The organism is Brenneria roseae subsp. americana, assembly GCF_003115815.1.
In the GTDB taxonomy this organism is placed as follows: domain Bacteria; phylum Pseudomonadota; class Gammaproteobacteria; order Enterobacterales; family Enterobacteriaceae; genus Brenneria; species Brenneria roseae.
In genome coordinates this window covers 382,563-400,597 of the sequence record NZ_QDKJ01000001.1, presented here as the reverse complement: position 1 = coordinate 400,597, position 18,035 = coordinate 382,563, and the positions used below count along the sequence as shown (strand labels likewise).

Annotated in this window: 11 protein-coding genes; 2 read left to right on the top strand and 9 right to left on the bottom strand. The window is 52.5% G+C overall.

Annotated features, from left to right (window positions below; genetic code table 11):
• Window positions 1–179: 179 nt before the first annotated feature.
• The 3 genes from mazG to rlmD form a co-directional block, all read right to left on the bottom strand.
• Window positions 180–995, bottom strand: coding sequence for a nucleoside triphosphate pyrophosphohydrolase (mazG, locus tag B4923_RS01740; protein WP_109052622.1), 816 nt, complete (start codon window positions 993–995; stop codon window positions 180–182).
• A gap of 226 nt (window positions 996–1,221) precedes the next feature.
• Window positions 1,222–3,453 carry a GTP diphosphokinase gene (relA, locus tag B4923_RS01735; protein ID WP_109052621.1) on the bottom strand — a complete coding sequence of 744 codons (2,232 nt, stop codon included), beginning with the start codon at window positions 3,451–3,453 and terminating at the stop codon, window positions 1,222–1,224.
• 68 nt (window positions 3,454–3,521) lie between these two features.
• Window positions 3,522–4,856 carry a 23S rRNA (uracil(1939)-C(5))-methyltransferase RlmD gene (rlmD, locus tag B4923_RS01730; protein WP_109052620.1) on the bottom strand — a complete coding sequence of 445 codons (1,335 nt, stop codon included), beginning with the start codon at window positions 4,854–4,856 and terminating at the stop codon, window positions 3,522–3,524.
• A gap of 136 nt (window positions 4,857–4,992) precedes the next feature.
• On the opposite strand from rlmD, the gene barA reads away from it, so the two are divergent.
• Window positions 4,993–7,764 carry a two-component sensor histidine kinase BarA gene (gene barA / locus B4923_RS01725; RefSeq protein WP_109052619.1) on the top strand — a complete coding sequence of 924 codons (2,772 nt, stop codon included), beginning with the start codon at window positions 4,993–4,995 and terminating at the stop codon, window positions 7,762–7,764.
• 41 nt (window positions 7,765–7,805) lie between these two features.
• Here barA and B4923_RS01720 read toward each other — a convergent pair whose 3' ends face one another.
• The 6 genes from B4923_RS01720 to B4923_RS01695 all read right to left on the bottom strand — a co-directional run bounded on the left by B4923_RS01720 (window position 7,806) and on the right by B4923_RS01695 (window position 15,442).
• Entirely contained in the window at window positions 7,806–8,948 is a 1,143-nt protein-coding gene (locus tag B4923_RS01720; protein ID WP_109052618.1) for a glycerate kinase, read from the bottom strand.
• A 139-nt stretch (window positions 8,949–9,087) separates the two neighbouring features.
• Window positions 9,088–9,978: a 2-hydroxy-3-oxopropionate reductase gene (garR, locus tag B4923_RS01715; RefSeq protein WP_109052682.1), complete on the bottom strand. Its 891-nt coding sequence runs from the start codon at window positions 9,976–9,978 to the stop codon at window positions 9,088–9,090.
• A 56-nt stretch (window positions 9,979–10,034) separates the two neighbouring features.
• On the bottom strand, window positions 10,035–10,805 hold the full coding sequence (garL, locus tag B4923_RS01710) for a 2-dehydro-3-deoxyglucarate aldolase (RefSeq protein WP_109052617.1): 771 nt from the start codon (window positions 10,803–10,805) through the stop codon (window positions 10,035–10,037).
• A 71-nt stretch (window positions 10,806–10,876) separates the two neighbouring features.
• Window positions 10,877–12,217 carry a glucarate dehydratase gene (gudD, locus tag B4923_RS01705; RefSeq protein WP_109052616.1) on the bottom strand — a complete coding sequence of 447 codons (1,341 nt, stop codon included), beginning with the start codon at window positions 12,215–12,217 and terminating at the stop codon, window positions 10,877–10,879.
• 40 nt (window positions 12,218–12,257) lie between these two features.
• Complete coding sequence (locus tag B4923_RS01700; protein ID WP_109052615.1) at window positions 12,258–13,601, bottom strand: enolase C-terminal domain-like protein; 1,344 nt, start codon at window positions 13,599–13,601, stop codon at window positions 12,258–12,260.
• Between the two features lie 488 nt (window positions 13,602–14,089).
• Entirely contained in the window at window positions 14,090–15,442 is a 1,353-nt protein-coding gene (locus B4923_RS01695) for an MFS transporter (RefSeq protein WP_109052614.1), read from the bottom strand.
• A 544-nt stretch (window positions 15,443–15,986) separates the two neighbouring features.
• On the opposite strand from B4923_RS01695, the gene garD reads away from it, so the two are divergent.
• Window positions 15,987–17,561: a galactarate dehydratase gene (gene garD / locus B4923_RS01690; protein ID WP_109052613.1), complete on the top strand. Its 1,575-nt coding sequence runs from the start codon at window positions 15,987–15,989 to the stop codon at window positions 17,559–17,561.
• Window positions 17,562–18,035: the final 474 nt, after the last annotated feature.

Here is an 18,035-nt window from a genome sequence, read left to right as displayed (position 1 = left end):
GGAAAGTAGTATACCGGAACCTGATGAACGCCACAAATGTTCGTTTTACTCATCGCGGCGATTCCAACCCGTTGGCCACAGGGGTTTGCCTTCTTCCATAATCAATCAATAACCATTTTAAAATCATTAAATTACAAATTAAAAATCATAAAAATGATGATACTGGAATAAAAATCAAATCAACGGCCTTTTTCCTGTTGTTTTACCTGCTGCCACGCGGCCTCCATTTCTTCCAGCGTTGCCTGCTCCAGCGTTTTGCCGGATGCCGTAACAATTTGTTCTACCTGACGAAAACGCCGGCTGAACTTGCGATTGGCCTCTTGCAGCGCGCGTTCAGCCTTGTGCCCCAGGTGACGGGAAAGGTTGACCGTCGCGAACAATAAATCACCGATCTCTTCACGCAGTTTTTCTTCATCAACAACGGCTTGCCGGGCTTCATGCATCACTTCATCAATTTCTTCGTAAACCTTGTCGACAACCGGCCCTAAACTATCCCAATCAAAACCCACGGACGCGCAGCGCTGCTGAATTTTTTGTGCTTTCATTAACGCAGGCAACGCCTCGGGAATATCATCCAACTGTGAATGGCGATCTTTTTCAGACCTTTCCTGAGCCTTGGTCTGCTCCCAGCTTGCCAGTGCGGCTTCACTGTCTGCCGGCGTCGCCGCATCGGCGAAGATATGCGGATGGCGCCGCTCCAGCTTATCGCTGATGGCGTCGCAGACGTCGGAAAAATCAAACAACCCTTGTTCCTGCGCCATCTGCGCATAAAACACCACCTGAAACAGCAGGTCGCCCAGCTCACCACGCAGATCGTCAAAATCTTTACGGCTGATGGCATCCAGCACTTCGTAAGTTTCTTCCAGCGTATAAGGCGTAATGGTGTCAAACGTCTGCTTGCGATCCCACGGACAACCGTTTTCCGGGTCGCGCAGGATTTTCATGATAGTGAGCAGGCGCTCAATCGCGGGTGAGTTCATTGCAGATACAGTCATAATATTCCTGAAAATTAAACGATTATTGTTCTACGGCGGATTATGAGGGCAAGGGGAAGGTTCCGTGCGCGATAAATTCCGAGCATCTTTTCCGCATCTGCGACGCGCCTGACACGGGGCGTCCAATCGACGCCGCCCCATGACCCCGGTCTTTTTCGCGAGAATTACGCCGCTTCGCGGTGCCTTCGCAATTTTTACGCGAAGGGAAATGCCCCATCATCACCAGTCATCCCCCTTGCTGGCGGCGGGCGTCAATCACATCCGGCAGTTGGTTGAGTTTGGCTAAAACTCGGCCCAGAACCTGTAGGTTGTATATTTCGATATCCATATCAATCGTCGCCAACTGCTGTTTGGTATCGCTGCGGCTTGCCACGCCCAACACATTGACTTTCTCATTCGCCAGAATGGTGGTGATGTCACGCAGCAGACCGCTGCGATCGTTCGCGATCACCCTCACCACCAGCGAATAGCCGCTGGAATAGCTTTCGCCCCAGACCGCGTCAACAATGCGCTCCGGCGCATGGCTGCGCAGCTCGTCCAGTTGCTCACAGTCGGCGCGGTGAATGGAAATGCCCCGGCCGCGGGTAATAAATCCGGTGATCTCGTCACCCGGTATCGGCTGACAGCAGCGGGCAATGTGGTGCATCAGATTGCCCACCCCTTCCACCACCACGCGGCCGTTGTCTTTACTGCGCGCCGGCGGCTGCTGTGATTTTTGCGTCAGCTGGCGTAACGCTTCACGATCCTGCTCTTCAGCGCTGGGTTGGTTAAGCTGCGATTGCAGGAAATTAACCATCTGGTTGAGGCGCACGTCGCCGCCGCCAATACCGGCCAACAGCTCGTCCAGCGAATTCACGTTATAACGCGGCAACAACAGTTTTTCCGCCGCCTTCAGGCTAATGCCCAAATGCTCCAGCTCGTTATCCAGAATCTGCCGCCCCGCCAGAATGTTCTTGTCGCGATCCTGCTTGCGGAACCAGTTGTGAATCTTTGAGCGTCCGCGGCTGGTCGTGATATACCCCAGGTTCGGATTCAACCAGTCACGACTCGGATTAGGCTGTTTCTGGGTGATCACTTCGATCTGATCGCCCATCTGTAACTGGTAGGTAAACGGCACGATCCGTCCGCCGATTTTCGCCCCGATGCAGCGATGGCCGATATCGCTGTGAATGTGATAGGCGAAATCGAGCGGCGTCGAGCCCGCAGGCAAATCGACCACATCGCCTTTTGGCGTAAACACATAAACACGATCGTCAAACACCTGACTGCGGACTTCATCCAGCACTTCATCGGAATCCGCCATCTCCTCCTGCCACGCAATCAGCTTGCGCAGCCAGGCAATGCGGCCTTCGTAACCAGAACGCCCGCCGGCAACCGTGCCTTCTTTGTATTTCCAGTGCGCGGCGACGCCCAGTTCGGCATCCTCATGCATTTGACGGGTACGAATCTGGATCTCAAGGGTTTTTCCACCCGGCCCCAATACCACGGTATGAATGGACTGATAACCGTTCGGTTTCGGGTTGGCGACATAGTCATCAAATTCATCCGGCAGATGACGGTAATGCGTATGTACGATCCCCAACGCGCCGTAGCAATCCTGCAAGCGCTCCACCACGATACGCACCGCGCGTACATCGAACAGTTCATCGAACGACAGGGCTTTTTTCTGCATCTTGCGCCAGATGCTGTAGATATGCTTCGGCCGGCCATAAATCTCGGCCTGAACCCCTTCCGCTTTCATTGCGGCGCGCAGCGTTTTGACGAAATCGTCAATGTACTGTTCGCGATCGATACGGCGTTCGTGCAGCAACGTCGCGATACGCTTGTACTCATCGGGATGCAGATAGCGGAAGCAAAAATCCTCCAGCTCCCATTTGAGCTGGCCAATCCCCAGCCGGTTGGCTAACGGCGCATAGATGTTGGTACATTCTTTGGCCGCCAGCACCCGTTCTTCTTCAGGGGCGTCCTTCACTTCGCGCAGATGCGCAATACGCTCGGCAAGCTTGATGACCACGCAGCGGAAATCTTCCACCATCGCCAGCAGCATACGGCGAATGTTATCCACCTGTTCCGAGGCAACCGAATCATGCTGCGTCGCTTTCAACTGGCGGATCGCATCCATATCGCGTACACCGTGCACCAGATCGACGATATTTTTGCCAAATTCTTCCTGCAATGTGGCTTCATCCACCACATTGGCATCGGCCAGGGGGAACAGCATGGCAGCACGCATGCTGTCATTGTCCATACTCAGCGTGGAGAGGATTTCCACCATTTCGATACCGCGCCATAACAGCAGCAAGGCATCGGGATGAGCTTGCGTTTGCCGTTCACAGTAGCGCCAGGTTTCGGCTAAACGTTCACATGACTGTTGACTGGCGATGCCAAGCGAAGCAATCCACGCGTCAGGTACGAATTCACCAGCCGTATTCAAATGCGCACTTCTTACCGCAACCATAATTTCTCCCTACGTTATACCCGTCGTCTTTCAAATCGCAGGCGCTCTGGTTTCCTGCATCCTGAAATTTACCGGGTATCCGCCCCACCCGAATCGGGCAAAAACAGCGCCATCGACTCAAGGTGTCCGGTATGTGGAAACATATCCAGCATAGCAACATTCGCCAGCCGATAACCGGCGGCGAGCAATATTTTGCTGTCACGCGCCAGCGTCGTGGGATTACAGGAAACGTAAACCACACGTTGGGGCGCAAGTCTGACAATCTGCGTCATCACGCCTGCTGCGCCAGCTCGTGCCGGATCAAGCAATATCTTATCAAAACCCTGGGCTGCCCAGGGCTGTAGAGTGACGTCATCTTCAAGATTTTGGTGAAAAAATGTGACATTGCCGAGTCCGTTACGCCGGGCGTTCTCGCGCCCTTTTTCCACCAGCGCCGTCACGCCTTCCACACCAACGACACTGGCCGCCCGCTGTGCCAGCGGGAGCGTAAAGTTGCCCATGCCGCAGAACAGATCCAATATTCTATCCTGTGGCTGAACGTCCAGCCAGGCCAGTGCTTGCACGACCATCTGCTGGTTAACCGCGTCATTGACCTGAATAAAATCCCGCGGGCTGAACGCCAGATCCAGTCCCGCAATCTGATACACCGGCGTTGCTCCGGAAAGACACGTCAGAGACTCCGCATCGGGCGCCAGATAAACCGCGACATCCTGCTGTTGCGCGAAATCACGCAGCGCCTGCGTGTCGGCCGCGCTTAGCGGATCGAGATGGCGCAACACCACCAGCGGCCCATTGTCCGCCAGAACCAATTCGACATGCCCTAACCGTTTTGCCGCTTGCAGGCGGCTCAGGCAATCATGCAGCGGCAGCAGCAGATTTCCCAGTTCCGGGCGTAACACCGGGCAGGTTTTAATGTTCACCAGATCGTGGGAACCCGACTGCCGGTAGCCCATAAACAACCGTTGCTGTTTCGCCTGGAAGTATAACGCAAGCCGGGCACGCCGCCGGTAGGCATAAGATGGCCCGGCGATAATCGTCACGGCCGGTGACGCCCCCATTTCATGGGCCATCATGCGCGTCAACGCCGACGCTTTGCTGCGCTGTTGCAATTCAATGCCGGCATGCTGTTGCTGACAACCCCCGCAGGTGCTGAAATGCGGGCAAGCTGGTTCAACCCGTTCTGCGCTGCGCGTCAAAATGCGTTTAAGTTTAGCGTGAGCAAACTGGCGCTTTTCGTCCGTCAGTTGGATTTCCGCCTGTTCTCCCGGCAGGACACCCGGTATAAAAATGGTTTTTCCCTGATGCCGTGCCACCCCTTGTCCAAAAGGATCCAGGGAGTCCGCCGTCACAGTGATCACTTGCCGGGTCGTCACGCGCCGGTTTGGAGAGTAGAATTGCGCCATAGTTTACGATCGTTTTATCAGTACAATAATTTTTAAACTTTATATACCCAATAGATTTCAAGATGCAGAGAACCCAATACCTGCAATTTGGAAGATGACGGGTAAGCCGTGCTTAATTCTCCCACATTGGAACCTCATGACCAAATACAGTCTGCGCGCACGCATGTTGATAATGATTTTGGCACCGACATTAATGATCGGACTGCTGCTCAGCGCCTTTTTCGTCATCCATCGCTATAACCAGCTCCAGACACAGTTGGCCGAGGCTGGCATGAGCATCATCGAACCGTTGGCCATCACCAGCGCCTATGCCATTACGCAGCGACAACAGAAGACAATCCAGCCGCTGATTAATGCAATCCACCGGAGCCACTCCGGTATTATCCGAACTATCAGCGTGTTTAATGAACAAAACCAACTGCTGGCGACCACCAATGCGCGCCACCATGAATTGCTGTCGCCGTGGATAAAGGACGTCTCCAACTATCACGGTTTGCACCAGCACCATACGAAAAATTCGCTGATTCTGCATATGCCGATCACTGCCGATAGCGAATTGACCGCCGGGGAGATCCTCCCTTCCGCCCATAGCGGCAGTGCGCCGCTCGGCTATATCGTCATTGAGCTGGACATCACTGCGATCGAGCTTCAGCAGTATCAGGAGATTTTCGTTGCAGCCCTGCTGCTACTGCTTTGTCTGGGCGTCGCCGTGTTGTTTGCCTATCGTCTGATGCGGGACGTGACCGCGCCGATTCGCAATATGGTTGAAACGGTTGATCGCATCCGGCGCGGACAGCTGGACAGCCGGGTGGAAGGCCGCATGTTGGGCGAGCTCGATATGCTGAAAAATGGCATCAACTCCATGGCCATGTCATTGACCGCGTATCATGAAGAAATGCAGCAGAATATCGATCAGGCTACCTATGATTTACGTGAAACGCTGGAACAGATGGAGATCCAGAACGTTGAGCTGGATATTGCTAAAAAACGCGCTCAGGAAGCGGCGCGTATTAAATCCGAGTTTCTGGCCAACATGTCGCATGAGCTCAGGACCCCGCTGAACGGCGTGATTGGTTTTACCCGTCAGACGCTGAAAACGCCGTTAAATACCACGCAAACCGATTATTTGCGCACCATTGAGCGCTCCGCCAACAATCTGTTGAATATCATCAACGATGTGCTGGATTTCTCGAAGCTGGAGGCCGGCAAGCTGGTTCTGGAGCATATCCCGTTTTCTTTGCACAACACGCTGGATGAAGTCGTGATGCTGTTGGCCCATACCGCCCACGAAAAAGGGTTGGAGCTGACGCTGGATATCCAGAACGATATCCCGGAACAGTTTGTCGGCGATCCGCTGCGGATCCAGCAAATCATCACCAATCTGTTGGGTAACGCCATCAAATTTACCGAGCAGGGCAACATTGATATTCGGGTAGAGAAACGCCGACAGGAACACAATGAGGTTCAGCTGGAAATTCAAATCTGCGATTCCGGGATCGGCATTGCCGAATTACAACAATCTCAGCTATTTCAGGCCTTCCGTCAGGCGGATACCAGCATTTCCCGCCGCCACGGCGGCACCGGACTCGGTCTGGTGATTACCCAGCGGTTGGTCAGGGAGATGGACGGAGATATCGGTTTCCAGAGCAAGTTAAATCAGGGTTCGACGTTCTGGTTCCATATTAGCCTGCCGTTAAACCCGCATGCGATTCCCACCGAGCCGGCTTATCGTCTGCTGCACGGTAAACATCTGGCGTATGTTGAATCCAATCCGGCGGCCGCTCAGGCTACGCTGAACCTCCTGGGTCAGACGCCGTTGACCGTCAGCTACAGCCCGACGCTGGAACAGCTCCCCGAAATCTCATTCGATATCCTGCTGCTCGGTATTCCGGTGCACTATCGCAACACCCTGCTGGACTACATGCCGAAATTGCGTGATGTCTGCCGTCGTGCGCCTTGCGTTATTCTGGCGATCCCCAGTCTTGCACAAATGGACGCGGAGCAGCTCAAGCTATTTGGCGTTCACGCCTGCCTGAGCAAACCCATCTCCGCGCCGCGTTTATTACCGCTGCTGCAAGACCGTTCACTGTTCCAACTTTCACTACTACCGGAAGCATCCCCGCCGATTCGCGCCCACACCGCCCGGCTGCCGCTGAGCGTGATGGCCGTGGACGACAATCCGGCCAACCTGAAGCTGATCGGTACGTTGCTGGAAGAGCAAGTCGAAACAATTATCCTGTGTGAAAACGGCGCCGACGCTATCGATCGGGCCAAACACCATGAGATCAACATCATTCTCATGGATATCCAGATGCCGGGAATGGATGGTATCCGGACCAGCGAACGGATCCGCCAGCTACCCCATCATGCAAAAACCCCTATCGTCGCCGTTACCGCACACACCATGGATGACGAACGAGAACACCTGCTGCAATCGGGCATGGATGATTATCTGGCCAAACCAATCGACGAACAGATGCTGAGAAACATACTGGCCAAATACTCGCCAGTCGAAGCGGTTATTTCGCCGTCAAATAAACACGATGATGATAGCCAGCTGTCGCTGGACTGGACGCTGGCGCAGCGTCAGGCGGCCAATAAACCACAGTTGGCACACGATCTGTTACAGATGCTTCTGGATTTTCTGCCGGAAGTTCGCGGCAGGATAGAGGACATACTGAACGATCAGGTAGACGATAAACTCGTTGATTTAATTCATAAACTACACGGCAGTTGCAGTTATAGCGGAGTTCCGCGATTAAAACGCATTTGCTGCTATCTGGAACAGCAGCTACGCAAAGGCATTGATGCCAGCGAGTTGGAGCCGGAATGGCTGGAACTGTTGGATGAGATAGACAACGTCACTGAAGCGGCGAAATTACATTTTCAACAGGTCTCTTCGCAGTAGGCAGACGCTTTAGAAAAGCGCCTGCCTCTTATCCTGCCGCACTACGATAAATCCTTCGATAGCTTAATGGTGGCGGCAATATTACGCGCGGTCATCCGCACATTGTCAGCGGCATTATCCAACGCCTCTTCCAGCGAACAGATATTGTACAGCACGCTGAATACGGCATCCAGACCATGTTCATGCACGACACCCACATCCGCGGTCAAGCTGCCGGCAATGCCGATCACCGGTTTATTGTAGCGTTTGGCGATCCGGGCAACGCCAATCGGCACTTTGCCATGAATCGTCTGGCTATCAATCCGACCTTCACCGGTAATAACCAGAGAAGCGTCCTTGACCAGCTCATCCAGTCCCAATGCTTCGGTCACAATTTCGATGCCCTGCCGTAATTCGGCACCGCAGAATGCCTGCAACGCCGCCCCCATGCCGCCTGCCGCGCCGGCGCCGGGCACCTGTTCAACGTCCATATCCAGATCGTGACGGATAATCGCGGCGTAATGCTTCAGGGCGTTGTCGAGTTGTTCGATCATTTCAGTCGTCGCGCCTTTTTGCGGACCAAATATCGCCGATGCCCCCTGTTTTCCTGTCAGCGGATTGGTCACATCGCAGGCCACCTCAAAACGACAATCCTTGATGCGCGGATCCAGTTCACCAATATCGATACTTGCCAGCTCATCAAGCGCGCCGCCGCCATAGCCAATCTGGCTGCCGGCATCATCCAGCAACTTTGCGCCCAGTGCCTGCGCCATTCCCGAACCGCCGTCATTGGTTGCACTGCCGCCAATGCCGATAATGCAGTGCTTGACGCCATGGTCCAATGCACAGCGAATCAGCTCTCCCGTACCATAGCTGGTGGTCAGCAGCGGATTGCGCTGCTGGGCGGGCACGCGCTCCAGTCCGCTGGCCGCAGCCATCTCGATAAACGCCGTGTTCTCATCGCCCGACAGGCCAAAAAACGCATCAATCCTGTCGCCCAACGGCCCTGTCACTTTCACCTGTACAATCTTACCGTTGGTGGCCGCCACCATGGCCTCCACGGTGCCCTCGCCGCCATCGGCGACAGGCAATTTGACATAGCTTGCATCGGGAAAGATGTCGCGAAATCCCTTTTCGATCTGAGTGGCGACCTCTTGTGCAGATAAGCTCTCTTTATAAGAATCCGGTGCGATAACTATTTTCATAAACGATCCGATTTCATAAACGTCCCGATTGCATTTCAATAATCCATGCGCTACTGAATCGGCGTTTATCAGAATGATTACCCCGACAACCAGACCGGCATACCATCATGTATGCCGATCCGACAACCCTCACACCGGCCTACCGTGTGACTTCAATCTTAGCCAATTTTTCATAATAACGGGCCAACGCACTGTGGTCGGCCGATCCCAGATCGTCTGCTTTCAACGCCTGCATCATCTCCATAACGGCGGCCGTCAGCGGCAGTTGAGCCCCTACGCCGTGTGATGTATCCAGCGCATTGGCCAGATCCTTGATATGCAAATCAATACGGAAACCGGGCTTGAAGTTGCGATCCAGAACCATCGGCGCTTTGGCGTCCAGCACGGTGCTGCCCGCCAGACCACCGCGTATCGCCTGATAAACCAACTCCGGGTTGACGCCCGCTTTGGTCGCCAGCACCAGCGCTTCCGACATCGCGGCAATATTCAGCGCGACAATCACCTGATTAGCCAGCTTGGTGACATTCCCGGCGCCGATATCCCCGGTGTGCACCACCGACCCCGCCATCGATTTCAGGAGGTCAAAACAGCGTTCGAACAGTGCCTTATCGCCGCCGACCATAACCGACAAGGTGCCGTCAATCGCTTTTGGCTCACCGCCGCTGACGGGTGCATCCAGCATATCTATCTTTTTTTCCGCCAGCGCAGCGGCAATTTCCCGGCTGGCGAGTGGCGCAATCGAGCTCATGTCCACCACAATACTGCCGGCCCGCGCACCTTCGATAACGCCATTTTCCCCCAGCACCACCTCTTTCACATGGGGAGAGTTAGGTAACATGGTGATGATCACATCACTCTGTATCGCCACCTGTTTCGGCGTTGCCGCCGCCGTTGCGCCTGCGGCAACGACCTCGGCGACAGCCTCCTGATTTCTATCCATCACGACTAATGAGTAACCTGCTTTCAGCAGATTTTTACTCATCGGTTTTCCCATGATTCCCAGTCCAATAAAACCAATTTTCATCGCTATAACCTCATTGTCTGATGTATTTATCACTACCGATGTACGCTCGACGCACAGCGGAACTACGCCTTAAACTTGTCGCATAGCGCCTGCGTGGCGCCGCGAAACACGCCCAGATCGCTGCCGACCGCCACGAAAGTCGCGCCCCATTCCAGATATCGGCGGGCATCGGCTTCTGCCGGAGCCAAAATACCGCAGGGTTTGTGGTGCGCCGCGGCGCGTTCAAAGATATGGCGGATAACCCGCTGGGCTTCAGGATGATTTGGCTGCCCCAGATACCCCAGCGCGGCGGAAAGATCGCCCGGCCCGACAAAAATACCGTCAACACCGTCAACGGCCGCAATCGCATCCAGATTGTCTACGCCTTCCTGGCTTTCAATCTGCACCATGACAGTAATGTTTTCGTTAATCGTGGCGAAGTAATCAGGCTCGGTTCCGTAGCCGTTACTACGATGCGACACCGATACGCCGCGAATACCGGCAGGCGGATAGCGGGTTGACGCTACCGCGCGCAGCGCATCCGCCTCTGATTCCACAAAGGGGATCAGGAAGTTATTGAAGCCAATATCCAACAAGCGTTTGATGATGACCGGCTCATTACAAGGCGGGCGAACAACGGGCGCACTGTGGCTGCCTTTCAGCGCCATCAATTGCGGAATAAACGTCGCGATATCGTTAGGTGCGTGTTCGCCATCCAGTACCAGCCAGTCAAACCCTGCCAGCCCCAACACTTCGGTTGAAATTGGATTACCCAGCGCGCACCAGCAGCCAATCAAGGTTTTACCCTGCCGTAAATTTTGGCGAAAACGGTTAGGTAATATCGGAGTATTCATTTTTTATCCTCGGTCATTCCGGCACCGCCTCGTTTGACACGGCGCCATTGAAAATTCAGTAAAATAAAAGGTTAACGAACCAGACAAGGGCGTTTGTTATCAAACGCCCAGCCAGGGATCAGATACTGCATTCCCATGGCATCGTTACGCGCCCCCAACCCCATGCTTTTGTACAGTTCATTCGCTTTCATCACCTGATCCATATCCAGCTCAACGCCCAGACCCGGTTTCTTCGGCACTTCCACCATCCCCTCCACGATCTGCAACGGTTCTTTGGTCAGGCGCTGATTACCTTCCTGCCAGATCCAATGCGTATCAATCGCCGTGATTTTTCCCGGGGCTGCCGCCGCGACATGCGTAAACATGGCCAGAGAGATATCAAAGTGGTTATTGGAGTGCGAACCCCAGGTCAATCCCCACTCGTGGCACATCTGCGCCACGCGCACAGAACCCTGCATAGTCCAGAAGTGCGGGTCTGCCAAAGGAATATCGACCGATTGCAGGGAGATGGTGTGTCCCATTTGCCGCCAGTCGGTAGCAATCATGTTCGTTGCGGTCGGTAAACCTGTGGCGCGACGGAATTCCGCCATCACTTCACGACCGGAGAAGCCCTGTTCTGCGCCACATGGATCTTCCGCATACGCCAGCACGCCACGCAACTGCTTGCCAAGTTGGATGGCTTCATTCAATGACCAGGCGCCATTTGGATCCAGCGTAATTCGGGCCTGCGGGAAACGTTTGGATAAAGCGGTCACCGCTTCCGCTTCTTCACTGCCCGCCAGCACGCCGCCTTTCAGTTTGAAATCATTAAAACCATATTTTTCGTAAGCGGCTTCCGCCAGACGAACCACGCTTTCCGGCGTGAGCGCTTCTTCATGGCGCAGACGATACCAGTCGCATTTCTCATCTGGCTGACTTTGATAAGGGAGATCGGTTTTATTGCGGTCGCCGACGTAGAACAGATAACCCAACATTTCGACGGCGTCGCGCTGTTGACCATCGCCAAGCAGAGAAGCGACGCTGACATTGAGGAACTGCCCCAGCAGATCGAGCATCGCGGCTTCGATCCCTGTCACGACATGGATAGTGGTGCGCAGATCGAACGTCTGTAGACCACGCCCGGAAGCATCACGATCGGCGAACTGATTACGCACCGCCGACATCACATTTTTATATTCGCCCAGCGTCTTACCAACCACCAGTTCAGCGGCGTCCTCCAGCGTCTGGCGTATTTTCTCTCCGCCCGGGACTTCCCCCACGCCCGTATGCCCGGCGTTATCCTGCATAATAACGATATTGCGGGTGAAATAAGGCGCATGCGCGCCGCTGAGGTTCAGTAACATGCTGTCATACCCGGCAACGGGAATAACCTGCATATGGGTAATAACCGGAGTCGTACTTTGCAACGTCATATTCTTATCCTTTTTATCTATTTCACGAGGTCGCGTAGGGTTAGCGGCCAAATACCGGGCGTTTACGATCAAACGTCCAACCGGGAATCAGGTATTGCATCGCAGCCGCGTCATTACGCGCACCGCTTGGTAATTTGTTGTGCAGATCATGCGCCTTCATCACCTGATCCATATCTAATTCAATACCGAGCCCCGGACGATCCGGCACCCGGATCTTGCCATTGACAATTTGCAGCGGTTCTTTGGTCAGATGTTGGCCTTCCTGCCAGATCCAGTGCGTATCAATCGCAGTTGGATTACCTGGCGCAGCCGCTCCGACATGGGTAAACATGGCCAGCGAAATATCAAAGTGGTTATTCGAGTGACAGCCCCAGGTGAGGCCCCATTCATCGCACATTTGCGCGACACGAACGGCGCCGTGCATGGTCCAGAAATGCGGGTCCGCCAGCGGAATATCGACGGCCTGCAACATCACGGCATGATTCATTTCACGCCAGTTGGTGGCGATCATATTAGTGGCGACCGGCAGCCCCGTAGCCCGGCGGAATTCCGCCATCACTTCACGGCCGGAGAAGCCCTGTTCAGCGCCGCACGGATCTTCGGCATAAGTCAGAATGCCCTGCATGTCTTTACATAGACGAATGGCCTCATCCAGTAGCCAGGCTCCATTCGGATCGACGGTGATGCGCGCATCCGGGAAACGTTTTTTAAGCGCTTTGACCGTATCGATTTCCTGCTCGCCCGGTAAAACGCCGCCTTTCAGTTTGAAATCTTTAAATCCATAGCGATCGGTTGTGGCCTCGGCCAAACGGACAACCGCTTCGCTATCCATCGCTTTCTGGTGACGCAGGTGATACCACTCATGCCTGCCGTGTTCACCGCTCAGATAAGGCAAATCGGTTTTTGTACGATCGCCAATGTAGAACAGGTAACCCAGCACCGTGACGTCGTCACGCTGTTTACCCGGTCCCAATAGCTCAGCCACCGGCACTCCCATGAACTGCCCCAGCAGATCAAGCAATGCGGCTTCCAGCGCGGCAACCGCATTGACCCGTAACTCAAACGTCCAGGCGCCTTTACCAAAGGTATCGAAATCTGAAGACTGGTTGCCTTTGTGCACGTCATGAACCAGACGATTCATTCGTGCAATCTGCTGGCCTTTCACGCGTGGGATCGCCTCCAGCAGCGTGTGGTAAATCACCTCGCCGCCGGGCGCTTCCCCCACGCCGGTATGACCGGCATTATCGGTCAGAATAACGATATTCCGCGTAAAGTAAGCGCCATGCGCACCACCGATATTCAGTAACATGCTGTCATAACCTGCGACGGGAATAACTTTCATATCGATAATGATGGGAGTATCCGAAACGCTATTGCTGCCCATTACACTCTCCTGAAATTAAATCGGTGAATGCTGCTTATCTTTACGTTGAAAAGAAAAATAACCGTTGATAATACGAAATTAGAGATCGGCGTTATCAATACAACAGCACAATCATGACCTTGCCCTGCCAGCTTTAATTAAAATTATAAGTTTTCTTATTTCACAACTCATTGGGCAATAGCTCAGTATTCAAAGGAAAAAAGCAGATTAAATATGTCATCGGCACAAGCCAATGGGAGGTATTTCACGAAAAACCACTTACCGTCATAACAATGAAAACGCGCTCCGCCAAGGCTGCAAAAAGCGCATTGAGTAACCGCCATGTCCGCTGTGTGCAAAAAGAACAGGAATAGACGCTCAGGGTTCGTCGGTGGCAGAAAAACAAAGCGGAAAACAGGTTTTCATCTCGGGATGGGGCAACAGACCAATAAACAATAGATAAAACGCCGCGCTATTCTAAAATAGCGCGGCGTTTTAAATCCCGACCGTTATTTGCGAAATGGCTTCAGCTCAATACGCTTAATCTCACCCACAATAAACAGGTAGCTGATAATCGCGACCAGCGCATGAATGCCCACATATACCAATCCACCATTAAACGAGCCCGTCATCCCGATGATGTAGCCAATAGCGATAGGCGTCACAATACCTGAAACGTTACCGAACATATTGAATAACCCGCCGCTTAAACCGCTGATTTCTTTCGGCGCCGTATCGGCCATAACGGCCCAGCCCAGCGCGCCGATCCCCTTCCCAAAGAAGGCGGCAGCCATGATGGCGACAACGATCCATTCTGTTTCGACGTAATTACAAATGACCATCGACATGGAGAGAAACATCCCCAATACAATCGGTGTCTTACGGGCGAAAGTCAGGGAGTTCGTTCGACGCACCAGGTAATCGGAAATAACGCCGCCCAGCACGCCGCCGACGAAACCGCAGATAGCCGGTACGGAAGCGACGAACCCGGCTTTAAGAATGGACATGCCGCGCGCCTGCACCAGATAAACCGGGAACCAGGTGATAAAGAAATAGGTCATGGCGTTAATACAGTATTGTCCGATATACACACCGACCATCATGCGCGACTGCAACAACTGCTTGACCTGGTGCCATTTCTCACCTTTTACGACAACTTTTTTCTCGCTTTTGGCGTCCATGTTGGTCAACGCGCCGCCCGCTTCAATATAATCAAGCTCGGCCTGATTGACGCCGGGGTGATCTTTCGGATCGTGAATGACTTTCAGCCAGAGGAAACTGATGATGATCCCTAATCCGCCCATGAACCAGAACACATGCGCCCAGCCAACGGCATGAGTAAGCCATCCCATAATCGGCGCAAAAATAACGGTGGCGAAATATTGTGCGGAGTTAAAAATAGCGGCAGCGGTGCCACGCTCTTGCGCGGGGAACCAGGCGGCAACAATACGACTATTTCCCGGGAAAGAAGGGGCTTCACACAACCCGACCATAAAACGCAACAGAAACAGCGCAATCACGATGCTTGCCGTGGTAGGGAACAGATCGACAAATCCTTGCAACAGGGTAAACAAAGACCAGGTAAAAATACTCCAGAAATAGACACGCTTGGAACCAAAGCGATCCAGCAGCCAGCCGCCTGGGATCTGTCCAATCACGTAGGCCCATGAGAAGGCAGAGAAAATGTATCCCATGCCCACAGCATCCAGCCCAATCTCTTTGGTCATCGCCGAACCGGCAATGGATAACGTGGCACGATCGCCATAGTTAAATGACGTGACGATAAATAACATCACGACAATCCAGTAGCGGGCGTTTGTTCGCTTCTGCATAGCACCTGCTGCTGAGTTTACTGTATTCATGATGAACTCCTGCTTCGATCGCGGTTAAGCGCATTCATTCTGAATAACAGATAACATGTTGTAGGGTTATCAGAATGAAGATTGGTGAATAATAAATTGCTATTCTTATTTTGTGCGAATAGTCAGGTTATATGGCATCGGAGTAATTAATCGATATCCTTCACTCGCCAAAAGATTATAAATTTTACCCACCGTTTGCTCACTAGATAAAAGCACAACATTAAAATAATCATTTTGAATATGTTGGTGCACTTGCCCTATACAATGCGAGGTATTTCACGAAAAACCGCCTTCCCACTTACGTTGGAAACGCATTTATCCTTTTTTCTTATCGAAAATAAATCAGGCAAAAAATAATGTGACAAATATCACCAATAACTGGATGTTAGCCCTATCATGAATAGAAAAAAACGAAACACTTTAGTCAAATGCACAGTGCGCCATGACTTATCGTTCACGTATACTCATTAATGAGCAATGAAGTTAATAAATATGATTGCAATCGTAAACCGCATCTTATAAATACAGAAAAAAGGGTTGCGCCATGTCAGACAAATCAGAAATTAATGCTGAACAAGAAAAACCGCTTTATATTAAGGTTCATGATTCTGATAATGTTGCCATTGTGGTTAATAATAATGGCTTACGTGCCGGGACCCGTTTTAATAATGGGTTCGAATTAATTGAACATATCCCACAAGGCCACAAGGTTGCCTTAGTCAATATTGCCAAATCCGACGCCATTATCCGCTATGGCGAAATTATTGGTTATGCATTACGCGATATTCCGCAGGGGAGCTGGATCGATGAATCACTTGTCGATCTCCCCCAGGCTCCGCAACTGGAATCCCTGCCGTTGGCAACCAGAGTTCCCGATCCGTTGCCTCCGTTAGAAGGCTATACCTTTGACGGCTACCGTAATACCGATGGCAGCGTAGGGACGAAAAACCTGCTTGGCATTACCACCAGCGTACATTGCGTCGCCGGCGTTGTTGACTATGTCGTCAAGATCATTGAGCGGGATTTACTGCCGCGCTATCCGAATGTGGATGGCGTCGTTGCGCTCAACCATCTGTATGGCTGTGGCGTTGCCATCAATGCGCCTGCGGCGGTGGTGCCTATCCGGACTATCCATAATCTGGCGCTGAACCCCAATTTTGGCGGTGAAGTGCTGGTTGTCGGCCTCGGCTGTGAAAAGTTACAACCCGAACGTCTGCTTGAAGGCACGCCTGATGTTCAGCCCATCGCGCTGGACGACAGCAGTATTGTACGTTTGCAGGATGAACAACATGTCGGCTTCAAATCGATGGTTGATGATATTCTGACGATGGCCGACCGGCATCTGCAAAAGCTGAACCAGCGCCAGCGTGAAACCTGTCCGGCATCTGAATTGGTGGTTGGCATGCAGTGCGGTGGCAGCGATGCCTTTTCCGGCGTGACGGCCAACCCCGCCGTTGGGTTTGCCTCCGATCTGCTGGTGCGCTGTGGCGCTACCGTCATGTTTTCCGAAGTCACCGAAGTGCGTGACGCCATTCATTTACTGACGCCGCGCGCCATCAACGAAGAAGTGGGTAAACGCCTGCTGGAAGAGATGGCCTGGTACGATAACTATCTCGATAGCGGCCAGACCGATCGCAGCGCCAATCCCTCGCCCGGCAATAAAAAGGGCGGGCTGGCCAACGTGGTGGAAAAAGCGCTCGGTTCGATCGCCAAGTCAGGCACCAGCGCCATCGTTGAAGTGCTATCGCCCGGCCAGCGCCCTACCAAACGCGGCCTGATTTATGCCGCCACCCCAGCCAGTGACTTTGTCTGTGGAACACAACAGCTCGCTTCCGGCATCACCGTTCAGGTATTTACCACCGGACGCGGTACGCCCTATGGGTTACTGGCCGTACCGGTCATCAAGATGGCTACGCGTACAGCATTGGCAAACCGCTGGTATGATCTTATGGATATCGATGCGGGTACGATTGCAACGGGTGAAGCCACGATTGAAGATGTCGGCTGGCAGCTTTTCCGTTTCATTCTGGATATTGCCAGCGGCAGAAAGAAAACCTGGTCAGATCAATGGGGCCTTCACAACGCGCTGGCCGTGTTCAATCCGGCTCCCGTAACCTGATTGAAACATTGCGTTTCTTATGGGCCAGAAAATACTCTGGCCCTTTGATTTATTAATTCAATAACCCATTTTTTGACTGGAAGTTAACTTAATATCCATTAACCATTAAAAACGGTAGTAGAAAAAACCATAATCAGTAACAATCTTGACTAAAAAGCCAAATATTACTCAATATAATTTAACAAACAAAATATCTTTCAGTACCTGACGCCAAGCCATTTGGTGCTTACCGGTCATTTACAATCACTTCTTTTAATAATTATTTTCTACCAATGATTTATTTATAATAAAATGAATTAATTGACAGAAGATCCCCATCATCATAGATTTACCTATACTGATAACCGTGTGATTGTATTCGGTAAATGATTCTCAAAAAGAAGGATTTATCGTTTATCGTCGCTCACCCAATAAGAGCCAGCATCCTGTTCATGATGAAAAAACGCTCACGATAAAACCGTGCATGCGGTTAAT